The organism is Nonomuraea sp. NPDC001684 (assembly GCF_053596515.1).
In genome coordinates, this window is record NZ_JBSFGJ010000019.1 from 1 (window position 1) to 19,785 (window position 19,785).

The window sequence follows — 19,785 nt, forward strand, 5'->3', positions numbered from 1 at the left end:
CGCAGCCCGGCCGCCTCGGCCTCCGCGGTGACCTCCTTCACCAGGTCGCGCAGCAGTTGCAGCACGTCGGCCGGGTCGGAGCCGCGATTGTCGGCCGGCCGGATGCGGCGCAGGCGTACGGACCGGGTCAGGTCGACCACGCAGGCGGCCAGATAGTCGATGTTGACCTCCAGCCCGAGCGCGGCCACCCGGTGCCCGCTCAGCCGCACGGCCACGCCGGGCCGCCCGCGCTCGCCGTCGCGCACCGCGCCCGACTCGCTCACCGCGCCGGCCTCCAGCAGGGCCGCGACCAGGCTGGACACGGTGGTCTTGGTCAGCCCGGTCAGTTCGGCCAGCGCCGCCCTGGTGAGCGGGCCGTGCGCGTGGACGGCCTGGAGTACCACGGCCAGATTGCGGGCACGCATGGAATCATGCCGGACCCCCCTTGACGCCACCATGCATGCCTCCTCAGGATTATGTACAGATTATGGACTAAAGGTAGGGGACGTCAGCAAATGTCATCCTTCACTCCGACACCCGCCGATCGCTTCACCTTCGGACTCTGGACCGTGGGCTGGCAGGCCCGTGACCCGTTCGGCGACGCGAGCCGTCCCGCGCTCGACCCCGTCGAGAGCGTGCACCGGCTGGCCGAGCTCGGCGCGTACGGCGTCACCTTCCACGACGACGACCTGCTGGCCGTCGAGCCCGACCGGGACAAGGCGATCGCCGCCTTCCGCAAGGCCCTGGACGAGACCGGGATGAAGGTCCCGATGGCCACCACGAACCTGTTCACCCACCCGGTGTTCAAGGACGGCGCGTTCACCAGCAACGACCGCGACGTGCGCCGGTACGCCCTGCGCAAGGTCATGCGCAACATCGACCTGGCCGCCTCGCTCGGCGCGACCACGTACGTGTGCTGGGGCGGCCGCGAGGGCGCCGAGTCCGACGCGGCCAAGGACGTCAAGGCGGCCCTCGACCGCTACAAGGAGGGCCTGGACCTGCTCTGCCAGTACGTCCTCGACCGCGGCTACGACCTGCGCTTCGCCCTGGAGCCCAAGCCCAACGAGCCGCGCGGCGACATCCTGCTGCCGACCATCGGCCACGCCCTGGCGCTCATCAACGACCTGGAGCACCCCGAGATGGTGGGCCTCAACCCCGAGGTCGGCCACGAGCAGATGGCGGGGCTCAACTTCGTCCACGGCATCGCCCAGGCGCTGTGGCACGGCAAGCTGTTCCACATCGACCTCAACGGCCAGCACGGCCCCAAGTACGACCAGGACCTGATCTTCGGCCACGGCGACCTCAAGAGCGCCTTCTTCCTGGTCGACCTGCTGGAGAACGGCGGTTACGACGGCCCCCGGCACTTCGACTACAAGCCGCTGCGCACCGAGGACCCCGACGACGTGTGGGACTCGGCCGCCGCGAACATGCGCACGTACCTGATCCTGAAGGAGAAGTCGCGCGCCTTCCGCGCCGACCCCGAGGTCCAGGAGGCCCTGCGCGCCTCCCGCGTGGACGAGCTGGCCCGGCCCACCCTCGCCGCGGGCGAGACCTGGCAGGACCTGGCCGCCGACGACTTCGACCCCGAGGCGGCGGCCCGGCGCGGCTTCCACTTCACCCGGCTCAACCAGCTCGCCCTTGAGCACCTCATGGGGGTCCGTGGATGACCAGGCCGCTCAGCGTCCAGCTCTACACCGTCAGGGAGCAGCTCGCCGCCGACCGCGACGGCACCCTTGAGCGCATCGCCGGCATCGGTTACGGCGCCGTCGAGCCCTTCGACCCGACCGCCGACCCCAAGGGCTTCCGCCAGGTGATCGACGACCTGGGGCTCACGGTGAGCAGCACGCACGCGTACGCGCTGCTCAGCCAGGAGCCCGCCGAGGTCTTCGACGCCGTCGCCACGGTCGGCGCCGACCTGGTGATCATCCCCGGCGGCGTCCCCGAGGCCGAGTTCACCACCCACGACGGCCTCTCGCGCACCGCCGACCTGCTGAACGGCCTGGCCGAGCAGGCGGCCGGGCACGGCATGCGCATCGGCTACCACAACCACTGGTGGGAGATCGAGCCCAGGATCGACGGCCGGCACGCCATCGAGGCGCTGGCCGACCTGCTCGCCCCCGAGGTGTTCCTGGAGATCGACACGTACTGGGCGGCCGTGGGCGGCGCCGACGTGCCCGCCCTGCTCGGCCGCCTGGCCGGGCGCACGCTCGCGCTGCACGTCAAGGACGGGCCGATGGTGAAGGGCGAGCCGCACACGGCGGTGGGGGCGGGCGCGATGCCGGTGCCCGAGATCCTGGCCGCCGCGCCGGACGCCTGGCGGATCGTCGAGCTCGACACGTGCGCGACCGACCTGTTCACCGCCCTGGCCGACAGCCACGCCCACCTGACCGGCCTGGAGGGCTCATGAGCGGCGGGCCGGTCGGCGTCGCGGTCGTCGGCGCCGGGGTGATCAGCGCCCAGTACCTGCGCAACCTCACCGCCTTCCCCGACGTGCGGGTGCTCGGCGTGGCCGACCTCGACACCGGCCGGGCCGCCGCGGCGGCCCGCGAGCACGGCGTGCCCGCCTCGGGCAGCCTGGCCGAGATCCTCGCCCTGCCCGAGGTCGAGATCGTGGTCAACCTGACGGTCCCGGCCGCGCACGCGGCCGTCGCGCTGGAGTCCCTGCGCGCCGGCAAGCACGTGTACGGCGAGAAGCCGCTCGCCCTGGACATGGACCAGGCGGCCAAGGTCATGGCCGAGGCCGCCAACCTGGGCCTGCGCGTCGGCGGCGCCCCCGACACCTTCCTCGGCCCAGGGCTCCAGGCCGCGGCGCACGCCCTGCGCTCCGGCCTGATCGGCGAGCCGGTCGGGATCACCGTCGCCTTCCAGAACCTGGGCCCGGAGTCCTGGCACCCCGATCCCGAGTTCTACTACCGGCCCGGCGGCGGCCCCCTGTTCGACATGGGCCCCTACTACCTCACCGCGCTGGTCTCCCTGCTCGGCCCGGTCGCCCGGGTCGCGGGCGGCACGCGCAGGGCCCGCGCCGAGCGGGTCGTCGGCTCCGGCCCCAAGGCCGGCACCCTGTTCCCCGTGGACGTGCCCACCCACGTCAACGCCCTGCTGGACTTCCCCGGCACGGCCACCGCCACCGCCACCTTCAGCTTCGACTCGCCCGTCAGCCGCAAGCTGATCGAGGTGATCGGCACGGAAGGAGCCCTGCTGCTGCCCGACCCCAACACCTTCGGCGGCCCGCTGCTGGTCCGCGGTCCGCACGACCCCGACTGGCGGGAGCTGCCCGTCGCCGCCGACCAGGCCGGGCGCGGCATCGGCGTGCTCGACCTGGCCCGGTCGCTGCGCACGGGCACGCCGCACCGGGCCTCGGGCGAGCTGACGCTGCACGTGCTGGAGCTCATGACGGCCATCACCGAGTCGGGCGAACGCGCCGAGTTCCGCCCGATCACCTCGGCCGTGACGGCCCCCGAGCCCCTGCCCGCCGGCTGGGACCCGTACGCGAGCACGTTGTCCTGACGGGACGGCTCAGAAGAGCGGCTTGGCCAGCCGGATCGTCAGGATCCGGCTGGTCACGCCCGAGTCCACCAGGCGGCCGTCGGCGTCGAAGGTGCCGAGGCCGAAGTCGTTGTCGTTGGCCACGGCGAGCGTCACCGGGTCGAGCAGGGCGACGCCCTCGATCTTGCCGGGCAGGCCGGGGATCGCCGCCAGGTCCACGGCCAGTGCCTTGGTGGCGACGGTGACGTTCGACGGCAGCGACGCCTCCAGCGAGGGCGTGGTGGCCGGGTCGTCGTGCCGGCCGCCGAGCAGGTTCGTCGCCCGGCGCAGGTCGACGGTGTAGAGGCGGGCCACGGCGTCGGTGCGCTCCTGGAGCAGCAGGCGGCCGGGGCTCAGCACGTTCAGGGCGGAGATCTTCATGTCGCCCTGCTCGGCCGCCGGGTCGAAGCCGGCCACGTTCTCCATCGTGTAGGCCCACTCGCCGGTCGGGCGGCCGGTACGCAGGTCCACCCGCAGGATGCGGGCCGTGCTCGACGCCTTGCCGGTCTTCTTGTCGGGGTTGGCGAGCGGACTCTGCACGGCCAGGTACAGGGCGCGCTCGGCCTGCGAGACGCCGAGCGCCTCGATGCCGCGGTTCTGCTGCCGGGACGCCAGGATCGCGGGCAGCGTCTCGTGGACCGGGTAGCCGGCGCCGGTGAGCTTCAGGCCCTTGGGGACGTACCGGGCCAGGACGCGGCCGTCGCTCGCCACGTGCAGCAGCGAGGGAGAGTACTCGTCCACCAGCCAGAAGCCGCCGCGGCCGTCGGTGACGATGTCCTCGGTGTCCAGGCCGTTCGGGTCGTAGGGGAGCTGCGTCAGGCCGTCCCAGGTGTAGGGGATCTCGTCGTGGCCGGACTGGTTGGACAGACCGGTGATGGGGGTGCCGTCGGAGGTCTTCAGCGGGATGCTCTCCACGATGCGCGCCGTGTCGTGCCGCACGGCCACGCGGACGATCGCCGGGGCGAACTCCGGCACCGGGAACGTGCGCCGCTTCTCGCCGTTGATCTTGGGCTCGCCGTTCGGGCCGCGGTCGGTGACCATCCAGTACTCGCCCGCGCGCCTGGCCGGGAACAGGCCGCTGCCGAGGCCGCCCAGCTTGACGCCGCGGGAGTCCTTGACGATGTCCGGCTCGAAGGCGGCCAGGTCGGGGGCGGGCAGCGTCACGTCGGACAGGACGCGCGGCTGCCGTCCCGAGGCGGCGTCGGCGGGCGCGGCGACGGTGGTGGCGAGGGCCGCGCCGACGGCCAGCATGGCGATGAACGAACGAGACATGACGCTTCCCTTGGCAGCAAATCTACAGATAAGGGTCGAAAGGTATCCGCGCTGGATGTCCTGCCGTTGAAGGGCGCGTGAATTCGTCACACGACATCCCACGAAATTTCACGACGATCGGTGACATGTCGTACTAGGCGGCCTTCGGGGGGCTTCCTACCGTGGAGCCGTGACCCTCATCCGGCGTACGGCCGTCGCCGCGGCGGCGGCGCTCATCTGCTCGCCGCTGCCCGCGCAGGCCGCCCGCGCCGACGGCGCCTACACCTGCTTCCTCGGCCGGATCGACCACGGCACGATCTCCGGCCAGGACTGCGAGGGCGTCGGCTACGTGAACGTCAACGTCACGATCACGGCCGGCCCCGACCCCGGCAGGTACCTGTGCCGTACGGCCTTCTCCTGGAACGGCTCCCTGTCGGGCGAGGGCTGCACGGGCTGAGCCCGTCCCGGTTCCTTGCCTGCCGGTGAGGTCCCCGGTCCGGCCGTTCCCTTCCCTTCGTTCGGGGCAGGAGGGTGCTCATGACCCATGACCCCTTCGAACCCCCCGGAACCGGGCTCATCACCTCCTGGATCGCGCTCCTCGACAACGCCCGCCACGAGAACCGGGTCATCTCGGTACGCCTGCTGAGCGGCGACTGCTTCACCGGTCACGTCACCCGCCGGGGCGACTCCGTCGTCACCGTCGAGTCCTCGGAGCGGACCGCCGGCGTACGGGAGCACAACCTGGCCATCAGCGCCATCGTGTCGATCACCTTCGAGTCGCCGCCCGGTCCCGGCGGGGCCTCGCCCGCCTGAGCAGCCGCCGGAACGCCCGGCTGTGTGCCGGAAGCGCCGGACGCGCCGGCCTGTCGCACGGGAACGCGTCGTCACGTATCGTCCGCAGCAGCGACCCCGTCCACGTGAGGAATGATCAACATGCCCCACGATGTGGTACGACGCGTTTTCCAGGTGGTCGACTCGTTCGACCCCGACAAGTTCGCCGAGCTGCTGGCCGAGGACGCCACCCTGGTGTTCGGCAACGCCGAGCCCATGGTGGGACGCGCCGCCGTCGCCGCCGGCCTGCGGACGTTCTACTCGACCATCGGCGGCCTGCGGCACCGGATCGTCCGGGACTGGCAGGCCGGGGCCGACACGATCGCCGAGACCGAGGTGACGTACCGGCGGCTCGACGGCAAGGACGCCGCGGTGGTGGCCGTGTCGATCTGGCGCACCCGGGACGACGGCCTGATCTCGGACTACCGCATCTTCGCCGATCTAGCCCCCGTATACGAGCCGTAGCCCTTACCCTGTATTCCTGTCGGTATTGTGGACAACTCTCGTGCGCCGCCGGCGGCCACGTACCGACAGGAGAACCGCCATGCCCACCTACGAGCCGCCCACCCCCACCCCGACCGGCACCCCTGCCCCGAGCCCCACGCCCCCGACCCCCAGCGAGCCCCCGACCCCCAGCCCCACGACCCCGTACCCCACCCCCACCCCGACCTCCACGGCAACCCCGTCACCCACCGCGACCCCGACTCCGACCGGGACCCCGACTGCGACCAGGACGCCAACCCCGAGCGGGACACCCACCCCGACCCCGACCACCACCCCCAGTGCGACGCCGAGCCCTTCAGGGGTGGCTCCGGCCCCGAGCGCCACCCCCTCGACCCCCGCCCCGGCCGCGCCCGCCCCCCAGGGCTCCGGGATGCCGACCACCGAGGTGCACGGCACCGCCTTCACCAAGGCCGCCGGCGCCTTCCTCGCCGAGCGCACCGAATACGCGACCGACATCCGCCGCATCCTCGACGCCCTCGACGCGCTGGGCGACTTCGCCGGCACCGACGAGACCGCGAACACCTTCAAGAAGAACTACTTGACGGCCCTGGAGAAGGCCGAGACCTACGTCGACGCCCTGCGCGACGTCTATCCGGCGGTGGCCGACCGCCTGGCCGACATGCGGACCAGCTTCGACGTCGCCAACTGGGCCACCATCGCATCCCTGCCCGAAGTGTCCGACCCGCCCAAGCTCGCCCCCGACGGACAGTTCGCCTGACACCCCTGGAGCCCCCGATGACCACCCCCGAAGACCCCACCCCCTACCTCGACGACGAGATGCGCCGGCTCCTCGGCCAGTTCCAGGCCGACATCCGCCCGCTGGAGGAGTTGCAGGAGAGCCTCGACGCCGTCCGCGGCCGTGGCGAGGCCGCCGACGGCCAGGTGAGGGCCGAGGTGCTGCCGACCGGCGCGCTCGGCGGCCTGCGCATCGATCCGCGGGCCATGCGACTGGGCGCGGACGCCCTGGCCGAGGCCGTCCTGGCCGCCGCGAACGCCGCCGCCGAGGACCTCGCCGCCCAGATGACCGGCCTGATGACGACCGGTCTGACCCCTTTCGCCGACGAGGTCCGTCGTTTCACCCGGGACTGACGACGTGACCGGCACTCAGTACCGGCGCCACCGCCTGAACTGGTCCTGGCCCGCGGCGACCCCCAGCTTGGCGAGCATCTGCTGCCAGGTCGGCAACAGGCTGACCGGGTCGTCCACGACGTCGCCCGGCCGGTTGAGCGCGTTGGCGGTGGTGCTGAAGATGGTGGACCCGGTCAGGAACACGACCGCGTTACGCGCCGCCGGGTTCTTCGGCAGCACGTTCGCGGCCTTGCCGAAGTTGGCCGGGTCCACGTGGTAGAAGACCATGGCCGCCGCGAAGTTCTTCAGCATGTACTCGCCGCGGTCCCCCCAGGAGCCGGTGTCCTCGCCGCGCGCCAGCTTGAGCCCGTCGACGACCGCCTGGTCGAGCACGGTGTAGGCCAGGCTGCCCCCGAGGGCGTAGATGAACCGCTTCCCCACGGCGTTCTCGAACATCTTGAGCAGCAGCCGCGCCTGCGACCTGCGCATCGCCCAGTTGATCAGCACCTGGACCTTTTTGTCGATCGCGGGCCAGCAGAAGAACATCAGCAGTTCGATCCACTGGATCATGGCCATCGTGCGCAACGTGTGCTGGGTCCGTTCCAGCAATTCCGCGTAATCCTCGACCGCGTCCGCCAGTCCGCGGATGTAGGCGGAGACGCGCGGCGGATAGGGCGCGATCTCCTGGTTGAAATACGTCCGGAACGCGTCGATGCCCGCTCCGCTGTTCGGCGGCAGCCAGACCCGGGCCGCGACCTCCTCCACGTCGTCAAGGCTGGCGTCCACGCGTCCGGCCAGTTGCCGCAACAACTCCGCGGCCGCCCGCGCCTTCGCCGGATCGCCGTCGGGATAGGCCACGCTCAACATCTGCAGAACCACACCGCCCACCCCGACGGCGGAGAACATGAACCCCGCCATCGGCAGCGCCCGGGAAGAAGGACTCATTCGACAACCCCATTTCTCCTGATATCGGCAATAATCATAGGATCATCCCACCAATGCTCTTGATTACGCCAGTCCCGGCCGGAACAAGACGACGGAACTGAGCCCTGAACCGGCGCGCAATTGCTCAATAGCCTCAATGCGGCTCATGTTCTGCGTCGGAGGTACGGTGACCCCCGAATTCGCTCACATCTCCGCCGGACACCACCCCGATCCCGCACTGTCGATGTCCCTGCACGCCGACGCCTATACCGACCCGAAATGGCACGACATCGACCAGCGGCCCATCTTCGGCCGTTCCTGGCAGTGGCTGTGTCACGTGGAACCGCCTGCGGACGCCGGGCGGCTACGTGACGGGGACGGTGGCCGGTGCCCGTACCACGCCTGAACTTCGACCTGACCGGCCGCCTGAGACGAGCGCGCAACACCGGCGGCATGCCCGGCTTCGCCCCCTCCACGGTGTGCCTCGACCGGATCCGGGTCACCGAGCACGCCGTCCACCACTTCCACGGCCTGGTCCTGGACGCCTGCCGCCGCCACCTCGAACAACGGTCATGGGACTCACACAGCCCCGACCAGAAGGCCGCTTCCGGAGCCGGAGGCGGCCTTCTCCGTGTTCGTCTGTCACGCCTGGAACCATCCGGACACCTGCTTGTTGTGACATACCCCTACGGAAGGGATGACCGCGTGGGCCCACCGGACCCCCGGCAGCGCTTCGAGGAGCTCTACACCGAGCACTACGCGACCGTCTCCGGCTACGTGCGGCGGCGCAGCGACGACCCTCACGACGTCGCCGACGTCATCGCCGAGACGTTCACGACCGCCTGGCGGCGGCTCGGCGAGGTGCCGCCCGGCGACCGCGCCCGGCTCTGGCTGTACGGCGTGGCCCGGCGCACCCTGGCCAACCACCGCCGCGGCGAGTCCCGCAGGGCGGCCCTCACCACGCGCCTGCGCGCCGAGCTCGCGGAATGGACCGGCCCGGCGGCGAACCCGGTGGCGGACGCCGTGCCCGAGACCGCCCGCGCGGCCTTCATGCGGCTGTCCGCCGACGACCGCGAGGTGCTCTCGCTCGTCGCCTGGGAGGGGCTCGGCACCGCCGAGCTGGCGCAGGTGCTCGGCTGCTCGCGCCTCGCCGTCCGGCAGCGCCTGCACCGCGCGCGCAAGCGCCTGGCCGTCGAGCTCGCCGCCGACGACCCCGATCTCGCCCGGTACGGCCCGCGGGCCGTCCGTCTCGCCAAGGAGACCTCATGAACCCGCAGCTCGACGACATCGTCAGGCGGCTCGCCCCGCCCGCCGGGCCGGGGCTGACGCCCGGCGCCAGGGAGACGATGTACAAGATCATGGAGGAGGAGCCCGCTCCGGCCCTGCCCGCGCGCGGGAGGCGGCGCGCCCTGCTCGCGCTGCCGGCCGCGCTGGGCGCCCTCGCGGCGTCGCTGGCCGTCGTCGTCACCCTCGGGCCCGCCTCGGCCTCGGCTCTCGACGTCAAGGACGAGGGCGGCTACTTCGTCATCGAGGTCGAGGACGTGTTCGCCAAGCCGGAGGTGTACCGGCAGCAGCTGCGCGAGGCCGGGCTCGACATCAAGCTGCGGCTGTTGCCCTCCACGCCCAGCAACGTCGGCTCGGTCGCCCCGAGCACGGTGGAACCGGACGGGATCAAGGTGATCGACCGTCAGGAAGGCTGCGAGACGGTGGGCGGCTGCCCGATCAGCATCAAGGTCCGCCGGGACTTCAAGGGCTCGGCCGAGCTCGTCCTCGGCCGGGAGGCGCGTCCCGGTGAGGAATACCAGATCATCACCGGCTTCGACGTGCCCGGCGAGCCCATGCACTGCGCGCCGTACTACAACAGGCCCGTCAGCGAGGTGCGCGCCCTGCTCAAGGACCGGGGGGTGGACATCCAGGCGTTCGACGTCCTCGGTCCCGTCTTCTGGACGGACGAGGGCAAGGAGACCGAGCCGGTGACCAAGGCGTCGGTCCCGGAGTCCATGCACGTCGTCGGCGGCTACCTGACGATGGCCGGCAAGGCGGCAGTCCAGGTCAGCGACTCGGACCTGCCCGCCGACCTGGTGCGCACGCTGAAGGAGAAGGCCGGATGCCCGTGATCCCGAACAAGGCGCTGGCCGCCGTCCTGGTGGCCGCGACGGTCGGCGTCGTGCCCGCGGCCGACCGTCAGGACGACCCTCCGCAGCCCGCGGACGCGGCCCGGGCGGGCGGCGTCACGCTGATCACGGGGGACCGCGTGGTGGTCACCGGCGGCGGCGGATACCGCGTGCAACCGGGTCCGGGCAGGCGGGTGGGGTTCAGCGGCCAGGTCCAGGACGGTCACCTGTACGTGATCCCGTCCGACGCCCGGCCGCTGGTCGCCGCGAACCTGCTCGACCGGCGGCTGTTCGACGTCACCCAACTGCTGGCCTGGCGGTACGGCGACGCCGACCGGCCCGACATCCCGCTGATCGTCCAGTCGTCCCAGGGGACGGCCCCGGCGCTCCGGGGGACCGAGCGGGCCCGGCCGCTCGGCGGGCTCGGGATGAGCGCGATGAACGTCGTCAAGGCGTCCGCCGGGCGAACCTGGCAGGACCTGGCGGCCGGCGCGCGCTCCCTGACGGCCGCAACCACCAAGCTCTGGCTGGACGGCCGCCGCTCCTACAGCCTCGACCGGAGCGCCGAGCAGATCGGCGCGACCGAAGCCTGGAAGCACGGCATGACGGGCGAGGGCGTCACGGTGGCCGTCCTGGACAGCGGGTACGACCCCGACCACCCCGACCTGAAAGGCGTGGTCACCCAGGAGAAGAACTTCACCGACGAGCCCGACATCCGCGACAACACCGGGCACGGCACCCACGTCGCCTCGATCATCGCGGGGGCCGACGCGAAGTACCGAGGGATCGCGCCCGGCGCGAAGCTCGCCGTCGCGAAGGCCGGCACCGCCTTCGGGCTGACCGAGTCGGCGATCCTGGCGGGCATGGAGTGGGCCGCCGCCGAGGTCAAGGCCAAGATCGTCAATTTGAGCTTCGGCGCCCCCGACACCCTGGACCTCGACCCGGTCGAGCAGGCGGTGAACACGCTGTCGCAGCGGTACGGCACGCTGTTCGTCGCGGCCTCGGGCAACAAGAGCACCACCGTCGCCAGCCCCGGCAGCGCGGACGCCGCGCTCACCGTCGGCTCCGTCGACCACCAGGACCGCATCGCCGCCTCCTCGGGCAGCGGGCCCCGTGAGGGCGATCACGCCATCAAACCGGACATCACCGCACCCGGAGTGGGGATCGTGGCCGCGAAGGCGGGCGGGACCGGCACCGAGACGCATGTGGCGATGTCGGGCACCTCCATGGCCGCGCCGCACGTGGCGGGCGCCGCGGCGATCCTCGCCCAGCTTCATCCCGACTGGACCGGGCAACAGCTCAAGGCCGCGCTGACGGGCAGCGCCACGCCGCTTCCCGGCCTGACGCCGTACCGGCAGGGGGCCGGGCGGGTGGACGTCGTCCGCGCGCTGGCCCAGCAGGTCGTCGCCGTGCCGGAGCGCGTGTGGGCGTACTTCCCCTCGGACGGGACGGGGGAGCGGGTGTCCACCGGGACCGTCACGTACGACAACGCCGGTGACACCCCCGTCGACCTCGACCTGACCGCCGACGGCGAGGTCGTGCGGCTGTCCGACCGGCGTCTCCAGGTGCCCGCCAAGGGGCAGGCGACGGTCACTGTGACGATCGACGCCAAGGACCAGGCGTCCGGCGAGCATCCGGTGACGATCACCGCCAGGTCGGGCGACACGGTGATCCGCACCCTGGCCGGCGCGTACGTCGAGCCCGAGTCCCACAACGTGACCGTCAAGGCGCTCGACCGGGCCGGCCGGCCCGCCGAATCGGGCTTCATCCAGGTGTACGACGCGCGGACGGGCGCCGGCCGCGACGTGCCCCTCGTCGACGGGACGGCCCGGCTCAGGCTGCCCGAGCGCGAGTGGAACCTGTACGCCGAGATCTACGACGCGGGAGACACCCTGGCCCACGCCCGGCTCGATCTCGACCAGGACCGGCAGGTGACCATCGACGCCCGCGACGGCAGGCGAGCCGGCTTCAGCGTGGACGACCCGGACGCCGCGCCGGGTGACGAGCTCGACGTCGAACTGGCCGACGGCGCGTGGTCCTACGGGTTCGCGAGCTGGCCCGCACCGGGCTGGGACACCTACGTCGTCCCGGCACGCGCGCCGGGCCTGCGATTCCTGAGCAGGAACATCTGGAAGAGCAGGACCCGCACGCCGAGCCCGTACGTCTACGACCTGGTGAACACCCACACCGACGGGCTCCCGGACAACCCCTTCTACGCCGCCCGGCGCGTGGACCTGGTCAAGGTGACGGCGACGTACCGGGCCGCGGCCGCGGCGGCGACCGGACTTCCGTACTTCGGTCCGAGGCTCGTCGAGGACAGGCCCGGGATCATGGCCGCCCCCGGGCAGGACGTGGAACTGCCGAGCACCCTCACCCACTACCGGACGCCGGGGCTGGTGTGGGACAGCGGGTTCGAGGTCGGCACGTCCGTCCTGGCCGGCGCCCCGGTCAGGCTGGAGCGGGGGAGCGCCACGGAGGTGTGGAACGCCGCCGTGACCGGCCCGTCCGCGCCCGTCGCGACCCGATCGGGTGACGAGCTGACCGTTCCCGTGGGCGACCTGTTCGCCGACGGCGTCGCCGGCCACAGGGGCGCCGACGACGCGGCCACCGGCACCGCCATTCTCACCATGGGCGGCCGGACGCTGGCGGAGACCGACCTGGCGGGATGCGCCACGGCCCGGCCCAAGGACTGCGTGCTCCACGCCACCCTGCGACCGGAGGCCGCCACGTACACCCTGAAAGCGTCGGCCCGCCGCCAGGTGCCCTACTCCACCCTCTCGACCGCCGTGGAATCCGTCTGGACGTTCCGCTCCTCCAGGGCCGACGGCCGCCGCCCGCCGTCCCTGGCAGCGGTACGCCTCACCCCCACCACCCTGGACGACCACAACCGCGCCCGTCCGGGCACCCGCACCCCCCTCACCCTGACCCTCGAACCCCCAACCCGCCAGGAGAGCACACGGGTACGCCTTGAAGCCTCCTCCGACGACGGCCGCACCTGGCATCCCGTCCCGGTGACGCGATCCGCCCAGGGCTGGCTGGCGGTGGTCGCCAACCCCCGCACAGCGGCATTCGTCTCCCTGCGCGCGACCGTCACGGACACCCCCACCACCGGACTGACCCAGACGATCACCCGCGCCTACGCGGTGCGCTGAACCCGTGCCCGGCCGTCCATCGGGGGAACGGCCGGGCACATCCGGCTGACTCACCCGCCGCCCGTGTGTGCGCTACGTGGAGCTGACCTCGTCGTCGGAGATCGGCAGGGGCGCGGAGAAGTACGGCCGGCCGGCCGAGCGACAGAGCACGACGACGAGAACGACAAGGGCGGCGAACCACGCGACGAGCAGCACAGGTGACAGCTCGGCGTAGCCGTACCCGGCCAGCAGACCGGCCGCGCCCAGACCGGCCACGGCCCAGCGCACCACGTCCAGCAGGGCGGCCTGGGAGTTGTCGCCGTGTGCGCGCATGCGGGTCATGAGGGCGTCCGCGATCAGCCAGACCGTGATCAGGGGGCCGGCCGTGCCGGCGATGCCGATCAGCTGCCTGACCGGCTCGTCCATGCGCGCGCCGCTCGCGAGGACGGATACCAGCGAGACGAGGGCCATGCAGAACGCCCATGACCGGGCCCTGGCGAAGGCATCACCCGGTCGCTGCAACGAGAGCAGCCCGGCGGCGCACAGGCCCCATCCGGCGGGGTCGAACAGCAGGTCGAGGCCATTGAAGCGGAGCGCGCCGAAGGCGATGACCAGCCCGGTGACGATCTTCGTGACGGGACGCACGTGCGGTGCCCTTCTCTCCTGAGCCGGCCGTCAGAACTCGCCGCTCACTGCCTTGTTGCACACCGTGCCGGCCAGGCCGCGTTGCCAGGCCACGGGAACGCGACGCTCGCTCGCCGTCATCTGCCACGGGTCCAGCAGCACCTCGGACGTACCCGAGACGAGCCAGGTCCGATAGGTGAACCGGATGGGCTGCGGCTCGTGCGGCACCGCCGCGCAGTCGGTGATGACGATCCGCCGGATCACCGTCTCCGAGCCGTCACCCCCGACGGTGATCTCGGCGGGATCGTTCTCCGTGTTCTCGGGAGGGAGCAGTCGCAGGCCCGGTATGGCCATCGAGATATCCGTGATGGTGAATGGAGAAATCGCCTCGTTCTCCAGGTCGATCCAGGCGCTGGTGGACAGCACGCCATTGTCGTCAACGTGGGCGGTGAGAGAGAAGCTGTCGATTCTCCAGCGGATGTGCGGCGTTATTGAACCCGTCCACCACAAGCCGCCTGCGACGCACATCAGCACGAGACAACTGGACACCACCAATGGTAATCGCGTACGCGGGGTGACGCCAAATTGCTGCCATATATCCGCTGAACTCACGAGACGGAACCATATATCGTGGCGCCTTGTGACGATACCCCCATTGATCTTCTGGGCGGCGGCGCTGATCCTCGTGCCGGCGGCAGCCGCGCCCCTCGGTCAGTGGCGTCTCGGCAGGTTCGTCGCCCTGACGGACCTCACGGGCGAGGAGACCGATGCCCGCCGGGTCGTCGGCCATTTCGCCAGGCTGCGCCGGTGGCGGCTGGCGGCCGTCGTCCTGGCGGCCCCCGTGGCGGGACTGACCGCGGATCCGTTCTATCTCGTCGTGGGGTGGTGCGCCGTTTCGGTGTTCCGCGTCGTACGGGCACCGGTCGCGGACGCCGTCTATCGTCAGGCATGGCTGCTCGCCGTATTCGCGTCCGCCGTGACGGGCTGCTACCTCTTGACGGCGCAGGGAATCACTCCGACGCGGCTTGCGCATGCCGTCATCGTGGTCGCGGTGATAGCAGCGATATCGTACGCCGAGCGGAATGCCGGGCCAGAAAAGCCGGGCGAAACCGAGTCCGCCATTGGCCGATGGTCCGTTCGCGCGCGCTATTTGGCGGGAACCGCGATTGTGCTGGCCGGCGTTTTCCTTGCTCCCGGACGGGCGCTGCCGAGCGAATCGCCGCAGTACACGATGCCCATACGGTTCGAGGAGCAGCAGGTCTCGTTCCAGAAGATCGGCAAGGTCAAGCGGCCCACCTGTCCGTGGGTCGATGAATTGGACACCCCGTGCCGCTACTGGCTGGTTGACGACGCGCCGTTCCCGCAGGCCGCGCCATATGTCGTCATGAAGGGCGGGGCGCCGAAGGCGGCGCCGTTCGTGGTGAGCCCCGATCGGCGATCCGTCGTCTACCTGGACCGGACCTCACGTCGCATGGTCCACCAGGACGAAGAGAACCGGCATGAACTCGGCGGGCCGCTCGCCGACACGGACGTGCCCGAAGTGACCATCAGCGAACGCGGCAGATACGTCGCCCTGACCAGGAACGGCACCCGCGTCATCGACACCAGGACTTGGAGCGGGATCACGCTTCCCGGCGCTCTGAAGGTGCTCGAAGTCAACTCGGCCGGGGTCGTGGTCACGACGGCTTCCAGCCTGATCGCCTACGACCACCGCGGCAAGGAGCTTCTGAGCACCGCCATCCCGGACGGGCTCCTGGAGTCCCACACCGCCTTCCTCAAACCGGACGGAAGTCGGCTCCTGATCATCAGCGACGCTGGACACCTCGTCGAGACCTACGACCTCACCACCCGCGAGCGCATCCATCGCATACGCCCCCGACTCCCCGACGGTGACCCGATCGATTCGGGCGCCGGCTGGTCGAGCAAGGGCCCCTTCCAGGTCCACCGGGACGCGGGGGACGGCGAGCGCAAGAACTTCTTCCTCGACCTCGCGACCGGCATGACCTGGCACATCAAGAACGCCCCGCCACCCGGCTACCGACCCGCCGACCAGTAGGCGGCCCCCACGGCACCGTTGCAGTACGGGACGCGTTCAGCCGCGGGTTCGATCCGATGCTGATGGGGTCTTCGTCCTCATGGACGGCAGGCGCGGCATTTAGGCTCCTGGCCACTTCCCTGTCCCGCTGGAGGCATCCATGTCCATGCCTGCTCAACTGATCGCCAGATCGCGGGCCAGGCTGGCGCGGGCTCGCCTCTGGGCGCAGTTCCTGTTCCTGCAGCCTGAACCTCCAGATCGCAGGCACGGAACCGGGCCAAGACCTGCGCCGACGGGATGGGCGATCGACGGAAGCCCGAACGGCGGCGTCGCCGATGACCGCCGCACGCCCACCTGGAACGGCGTGCGGCGGCACGGCGTGGTATGGCTGGCCTACGCGTCCGCGGCGCGACACCTGATCAAGTTGTCGACTCCGGCTCTGCTGGTGTTCCTGCCACTCGGCTTGATCGCCGCAGCGGCGCTGGTCGTGCTCTTGGACGGGGCGGCGGCCGTGATCAACGGCGGGTTCGAACTGGTCGGTCCGCCCGGCGTGCCCTTGCTCGTGTGGTCGGCGGCGGTGCTGGTCGCCACGGTGGCCGGGCAGATGGTGGTGCTGCCCGCAACGACGATGATCGCCGCTGGGCTGCTGGTCGGCAAGAACGTCTCCACCGTGGACGCGATGCGGGCCGCGGCCCGGCGCTGGCCCGCGATGCTGGCATTGGTGCTGATCGGCGCGGTCGTGATCGGCGCGGACCTGGTGGTCGGTTTCGGCATTCTCCTGTGGAACGGGGCGCAGGTCCCGGCCTACGTCATCACGGCGCTCCTGCTCCTGTTCTCGTTGCCGTGCCTGCTGGCCGTGCCGGGCGTGGTGCTGAAGCAACGGTCGGCGAGAAGCGCGTTCGCGCTCGCCTACTGGCTGACGTCCCACGCCCCCTGGGCCACCGCCCTCACGCTGGCCTTCGGCGTGCTGATCTTTCCCGCGTTGATCCAGCAGGTGGTGGAGGAGGCCTTGTCCGAGACGCCCGTCCTACAGGCGGGGACGGGCTTCGGCTTGGGACTGGTCGCAGTGCCGTTCCAGGCGACCGTGATCGCGCGCCTGTTCCTGCACCGTCTGGCGCTCGCGGGGATGACCGCCGAGCTCATGGAGATCGCCGACGCCCTCCCGGCGAGCACGTCACGCCGGGCCAGGCCCGTCCTGGTGCTCGCGGCGTTCCTCCTGCCGAGTCTGCTGTACGGCGGCGCGGTGCTGGTCAACCCGCTCGGTTGGGTGGAGGTCTCCGAGACGGTCGTCACGAGGAAGCTGCCCCACGTCGCAGGCGAGGATACATCTGAGGCGGACGGCCGCCCGCCGCAACCGACCCTCGGATCGTCCGACCTGCAAGCCTTGTACGCCGGGCCGGACGGACGTCTCACCATGCTCATGGACGGCTCCAGCGAGGCGACGCTGCTGACCTGCGCGGACAGCGGTTGTGCCCGCCCCCGGCTCTCCTGGGCGGAGCCGCCCGCCGTCGACGGCGAGCGAAGAGCGGTCAGCGCGCGGCTGGCCGACGGCCGCATCGCGGTGACGACATGGGCGATCGATGAGCATTATCGACGGGTCTACGACGAGAACTGGCGCGCCCGGCTCGGATTGCTGATCTGCGATGCGACGGCCTGTGCGCCGGCCCCCGGAGGCAAGCCTCTGATGAAGGTGAGGTGGGGCGAGCGGACCAAGGTGGTCACCCTGGCGGCGCGGCCCGGTGGCGGTCTGGTGGTCGCCCGACTTCATGGGCTTCCGTTGGAGAGTGACGACGATGAGGAAGTGCTCTCGCTGACCACCTGCGACGATCCCGCGTGCATCCATCCGCGCACGAGGAAGGTCGCCAAGCTCCCTGTGAACACGCGTACGGGCGGCGGACGCGACCTCATCGCCGCCGTGGCCTCTGACGACCGCCCCGTCGCCCTCCGCCTGGATCAGGACAGTGGCGCCATCCACGTGGTCTCCTGCGACAACCCTGCCTGCACCAGGGCAAGCGTGGAACAGCCCGTCGGGAAGGGCCGGTCCGGTTACGTGTTCGACCGTCGCAACGAACCCCACGCCGAGATGGCCGTACGGGCCGACGGCCGCCCACTGATCGCCTACGAGGATCTGGCCGAAGGCGCGATCAAGCTGCTCGACTGCCGTACCCGCACCTGCTCACAGGCTGACACGGTCACGCTGACCGCACCGGGCGAGCGGCACGCGGGCCCGGCGATGGTGCTGGATCGGGCCGGACGCGCGTGGGTGGCGTTCCAGGAACTCGGCCGAAAACAGATCGTCATCGCCACCTGTACGGGAACGCGCTGCACACGTACCCCGGTCACCCGGATTCCGCGCCGTGGCGACAACGGCCTGACCATGACACTGGACGGCCGCAACCGTCCGGTTCTCGCCTGGATGGACGGCGACGGGGACAACCGGGACCTGTTCCTGACCACGCCGCTCACCCTTCGATGACACAAGAAGCGTGACACGCAGCAGGCCGGCCCCTTCGATGGGGGATGTGGCAGAGCTCCCGTGTCCTCTCTGGAGCGGGAGAGAAGCCTCGTGATCAACAGATATCTTCCCGACGACGGCGACGGGCCTTTCCCGAGGACACCGCCGTCCTCGCCAGGTACCGCCCATGCGAGGACCAGAACGACGATCGCGACTCGTGGCCGTGGCTACGAGCGGGATGTGGCAGGGATCCATCGTGCTACGGAATGGAGATCCGGCCTACGTGGGCCGCGAAGGCGTGCCTTCACCGGGCAGGGCGGGCGACCGGATCGTTCCGTGGGGTGCTACGCAGCCTGTCGCCTGGGGCGCATGTCGAACATGTAGAAGATGAGCAGCAACACGTAGAACACGAGCGCGCCAATCGCGCTGAGCGCGCCGATGACGGTCGCGACGAGATAGAGCACCGGCCCCATGCCCCAGCGAAATCGCAACGAGCGCGCCTCGGCCGGAGTGATGTGCCCGCCGAGGTGGCGGTGCCCTGACGACGCGTACCACCACACGGCGTTGTAGAAGATGCCGCCGATCACCAGCACGATTCCATAGAAGACGGCGGCCATCTGGGTGCCGTGGTCGGCGTGCAGCGCCTCGGCCAGCACATGCGTGGGAAACGGCAGGAAGGCGACATCCATCAGGAGGAGCACATTGAGGGCCAGCAGCAGGCCGTCAGTCCTCTGGATGAAGTGGAACATCCGATGGTGGTTCATCCAGATCATCCCCACCAGCAGGAACGTCACCATGTAGGCGAGGTAGGACGGCCACAGGCCGATCAGGGCGCCCCCGAGGTCCTCTTCCCAGCCTTCGGGCAGCCGGATCTCAAGCACCAGCAGGGTGATGGCGATGGCGAAAACGCCGTCGCTGAACGCCTCCAGGCGCCCGGTGCTCATCACGGAAGAGTCATCGCTCACGCCGCGTATCGTAGCGAGGGGATCAAGTCGCCCGATGACGGGCAGTTCGGTGAATTTCCACTGCTAGGCGGGTCTCGGTGCCGTCTCGGTGGCACGGCGAGGCTCAACCTCGTAAGCACACCGAAGAACCTCAGCCTTGGCCATCCCGTGCGGCGCGGTCAAGCAAGGCGAATCGGAACCGGCTGGACACCTCGCGAACCACGTAACTCGTTCGTCTCCACCATGAGTGACCGGGGCGTCCCCATGGAGACCATCGCCGATCTCGTCGGGCACGCCGGGCACCGGCGTCACAGAAGCGGTCTACCGGCACCAGCTCAAGCCGATGATCACCAAGGGAGCCCACACCGTGAACAAGACCTTCAGTGACAAGCCAACGGGA

At 70.7% G+C, this 19,785-nt stretch carries 20 protein-coding genes; 13 read left to right on the plus strand and 7 right to left on the minus strand.

The genetic code is table 11. From position 1 onward, the window contains the following. Nucleotides 1-404, minus strand: a 404-nt coding sequence (locus ACWCSD_RS06420) for an ROK family transcriptional regulator (protein ID WP_449913377.1), incomplete at its 3' end; no start/stop codon positions are given. A gap of 90 nt (nt 405-494) precedes the next feature. On the opposite strand from ACWCSD_RS06420, the gene xylA reads away from it, so the two are divergent. From xylA to ACWCSD_RS06435, 3 genes are read left to right on the plus strand one after another with little or no spacing between them, the layout of a single operon-like run. Next, complete coding sequence (gene xylA / locus ACWCSD_RS06425; RefSeq protein ID WP_352357490.1) at nt 495-1,646, plus strand: xylose isomerase; 1,152 nt, start codon at nt 495-497, stop codon at nt 1,644-1,646. Continuing rightward, nucleotides 1,643-2,386: a sugar phosphate isomerase/epimerase family protein gene (locus ACWCSD_RS06430; RefSeq protein WP_449913378.1), complete on the plus strand. Its 744-nt coding sequence runs from the start codon at nt 1,643-1,645 to the stop codon at nt 2,384-2,386. The genes xylA and ACWCSD_RS06430 overlap by 4 nt, the downstream gene beginning before the upstream one ends. Then, the gene (locus tag ACWCSD_RS06435) at nt 2,383-3,486 is read left to right on the plus strand and encodes a Gfo/Idh/MocA family protein (protein ID WP_449913380.1); all 1,104 of its coding nucleotides are present in this window, start codon (nt 2,383-2,385) and stop codon (nt 3,484-3,486) included. Before ACWCSD_RS06430 ends, ACWCSD_RS06435 begins: the two co-directional genes overlap by 4 nt. Before the next feature lie 9 nt (nt 3,487-3,495). Here ACWCSD_RS06435 and ACWCSD_RS06440 read toward each other — a convergent pair whose 3' ends face one another. Beyond that, nucleotides 3,496-4,776 carry an esterase-like activity of phytase family protein gene (locus ACWCSD_RS06440; RefSeq protein ID WP_397154761.1) on the minus strand — a complete coding sequence of 427 codons (1,281 nt, stop codon included), beginning with the start codon at nt 4,774-4,776 and terminating at the stop codon, nt 3,496-3,498. 169 nt (nt 4,777-4,945) lie between these two features. Between ACWCSD_RS06440 and ACWCSD_RS06445 the strand changes: the two genes are divergently transcribed. From ACWCSD_RS06445 to ACWCSD_RS06455, 3 genes are all read left to right on the plus strand, one after another. Beyond that, nucleotides 4,946-5,212 (plus strand): hypothetical protein, encoded by a 267-nt coding sequence (locus ACWCSD_RS06445; RefSeq protein ID WP_397154759.1) that lies wholly within the window; start codon nt 4,946-4,948, stop codon nt 5,210-5,212. 80 nt (nt 5,213-5,292) lie between these two features. Beyond that, the gene (locus ACWCSD_RS06450; RefSeq protein WP_397154757.1) at nt 5,293-5,568 is read left to right on the plus strand and encodes a hypothetical protein; all 276 of its coding nucleotides are present in this window, start codon (nt 5,293-5,295) and stop codon (nt 5,566-5,568) included. A 120-nt stretch (nt 5,569-5,688) separates the two neighbouring features. Continuing rightward, on the plus strand, nt 5,689-6,051 hold the full coding sequence (locus tag ACWCSD_RS06455; RefSeq protein WP_449913383.1) for a nuclear transport factor 2 family protein: 363 nt from the start codon (nt 5,689-5,691) through the stop codon (nt 6,049-6,051). A gap of 87 nt (nt 6,052-6,138) precedes the next feature. On the opposite strand, the gene ACWCSD_RS06460 is transcribed toward ACWCSD_RS06455, so the two are convergent. Beyond that, complete coding sequence (locus ACWCSD_RS06460; protein WP_397154754.1) at nt 6,139-6,471, minus strand: hypothetical protein; 333 nt, start codon at nt 6,469-6,471, stop codon at nt 6,139-6,141. On the opposite strand from ACWCSD_RS06460, the gene ACWCSD_RS06465 reads away from it, so the two are divergent. Together ACWCSD_RS06465 and ACWCSD_RS06470 are read left to right on the plus strand one after the other, a co-directional pair. Beyond that, a complete protein-coding gene (locus tag ACWCSD_RS06465; RefSeq protein ID WP_449913385.1) occupies nt 6,461-6,808 on the plus strand; it encodes a hypothetical protein in 348 nt (115 codons plus the stop codon). The two genes, ACWCSD_RS06460 and ACWCSD_RS06465, sit on opposite strands and share 11 nt — an antisense overlap. Nucleotides 6,809-6,825: 17 nt before the next feature. Next, a complete protein-coding gene (locus tag ACWCSD_RS06470) occupies nt 6,826-7,179 on the plus strand; it encodes a YbaB/EbfC family nucleoid-associated protein (protein ID WP_358290528.1) in 354 nt (117 codons plus the stop codon). 15 nt (nt 7,180-7,194) lie between these two features. On the opposite strand, the gene ACWCSD_RS06475 is transcribed toward ACWCSD_RS06470, so the two are convergent. Continuing rightward, complete coding sequence (locus ACWCSD_RS06475) at nt 7,195-8,103, minus strand: hypothetical protein (protein ID WP_449913387.1); 909 nt, start codon at nt 8,101-8,103, stop codon at nt 7,195-7,197. A gap of 684 nt (nt 8,104-8,787) precedes the next feature. Between ACWCSD_RS06475 and ACWCSD_RS06480 the strand changes: the two genes are divergently transcribed. From ACWCSD_RS06480 to ACWCSD_RS06490, 3 genes are read left to right on the plus strand one after another with little or no spacing between them, the layout of a single operon-like run. Further along, a complete protein-coding gene (locus ACWCSD_RS06480; RefSeq protein WP_449913388.1) occupies nt 8,788-9,351 on the plus strand; it encodes an RNA polymerase sigma factor in 564 nt (187 codons plus the stop codon). Continuing rightward, nucleotides 9,348-10,199, plus strand: a complete 852-nt coding sequence (locus ACWCSD_RS06485; RefSeq protein WP_449913389.1) for a hypothetical protein — start codon at nt 9,348-9,350, stop codon at nt 10,197-10,199. Before ACWCSD_RS06480 ends, ACWCSD_RS06485 begins: the two co-directional genes overlap by 4 nt. After that, entirely contained in the window at nt 10,190-13,348 is a 3,159-nt protein-coding gene (locus ACWCSD_RS06490; protein WP_449913391.1) for a S8 family serine peptidase, read from the plus strand. The genes ACWCSD_RS06485 and ACWCSD_RS06490 overlap by 10 nt, the downstream gene beginning before the upstream one ends. 72 nt (nt 13,349-13,420) lie before the next feature. On the opposite strand, the gene ACWCSD_RS06495 is transcribed toward ACWCSD_RS06490, so the two are convergent. Together ACWCSD_RS06495 and ACWCSD_RS06500 are read right to left on the minus strand one after the other, a co-directional pair. Further along, entirely contained in the window at nt 13,421-13,972 is a 552-nt protein-coding gene (locus tag ACWCSD_RS06495) for a hypothetical protein (protein WP_449913393.1), read from the minus strand. 30 nt (nt 13,973-14,002) lie between these two features. Continuing rightward, on the minus strand, nt 14,003-14,485 hold the full coding sequence (locus tag ACWCSD_RS06500) for a hypothetical protein (protein WP_397154740.1): 483 nt from the start codon (nt 14,483-14,485) through the stop codon (nt 14,003-14,005). Between the two features lie 121 nt (nt 14,486-14,606). Here ACWCSD_RS06500 and ACWCSD_RS06505 point away from each other — a divergent pair, with 121 nt between their 5' ends. Both ACWCSD_RS06505 and ACWCSD_RS06510 read left to right on the plus strand, forming a co-directional pair. Further along, the gene (locus ACWCSD_RS06505; RefSeq protein WP_449913395.1) at nt 14,607-16,007 is read left to right on the plus strand and encodes a hypothetical protein; all 1,401 of its coding nucleotides are present in this window, start codon (nt 14,607-14,609) and stop codon (nt 16,005-16,007) included. A gap of 139 nt (nt 16,008-16,146) precedes the next feature. Beyond that, on the plus strand, nt 16,147-18,462 hold the full coding sequence (locus ACWCSD_RS06510) for a hypothetical protein (protein ID WP_449913396.1): 2,316 nt from the start codon (nt 16,147-16,149) through the stop codon (nt 18,460-18,462). Nucleotides 18,463-18,785: 323 nt separating this feature from the next. On the opposite strand, the gene ACWCSD_RS06515 is transcribed toward ACWCSD_RS06510, so the two are convergent. After that, nucleotides 18,786-19,406, minus strand: coding sequence for a TMEM175 family protein (locus tag ACWCSD_RS06515; protein WP_352357460.1), 621 nt, complete (start codon nt 19,404-19,406; stop codon nt 18,786-18,788). Nucleotides 19,407-19,785: the final 379 nt, after the last annotated feature.

Bases quoted from the DNA above. Each gene is read 5' to 3' on its own strand.
- xylA (WP_352357490.1), top strand. From the start codon at position 495: ATGTCATCCTTCACTCCGACACCCGCCGATCGCTTCACCTTCGGACTC.
- ACWCSD_RS06430 (WP_449913378.1), top strand. From the start codon at position 1,643: ATGACCAGGCCGCTCAGCGTCCAGCTCTACACCGTCAGGGAGCAGCTC.
- ACWCSD_RS06435 (WP_449913380.1), top strand. From the start codon at position 2,383: ATGAGCGGCGGGCCGGTCGGCGTCGCGGTCGTCGGCGCCGGGGTGATC.
- ACWCSD_RS06440 (WP_397154761.1), bottom strand. From the start codon at position 4,776: ATGTCTCGTTCGTTCATCGCCATGCTGGCCGTCGGCGCGGCCCTCGCC.
- ACWCSD_RS06450 (WP_397154757.1), top strand. From the start codon at position 5,293: ATGACCCATGACCCCTTCGAACCCCCCGGAACCGGGCTCATCACCTCC.
- ACWCSD_RS06455 (WP_449913383.1), top strand. From the start codon at position 5,689: ATGCCCCACGATGTGGTACGACGCGTTTTCCAGGTGGTCGACTCGTTC.
- ACWCSD_RS06465 (WP_449913385.1), top strand. From the start codon at position 6,461: ATGCCGACCACCGAGGTGCACGGCACCGCCTTCACCAAGGCCGCCGGC.
- ACWCSD_RS06470 (WP_358290528.1), top strand. From the start codon at position 6,826: ATGACCACCCCCGAAGACCCCACCCCCTACCTCGACGACGAGATGCGC.
- ACWCSD_RS06475 (WP_449913387.1), bottom strand. From the start codon at position 8,103: ATGAGTCCTTCTTCCCGGGCGCTGCCGATGGCGGGGTTCATGTTCTCC.
- ACWCSD_RS06485 (WP_449913389.1), top strand. From the start codon at position 9,348: ATGAACCCGCAGCTCGACGACATCGTCAGGCGGCTCGCCCCGCCCGCC.
- ACWCSD_RS06490 (WP_449913391.1), top strand. From the start codon at position 10,190: ATGCCCGTGATCCCGAACAAGGCGCTGGCCGCCGTCCTGGTGGCCGCG.
- ACWCSD_RS06510 (WP_449913396.1), top strand. From the start codon at position 16,147: ATGTCCATGCCTGCTCAACTGATCGCCAGATCGCGGGCCAGGCTGGCG.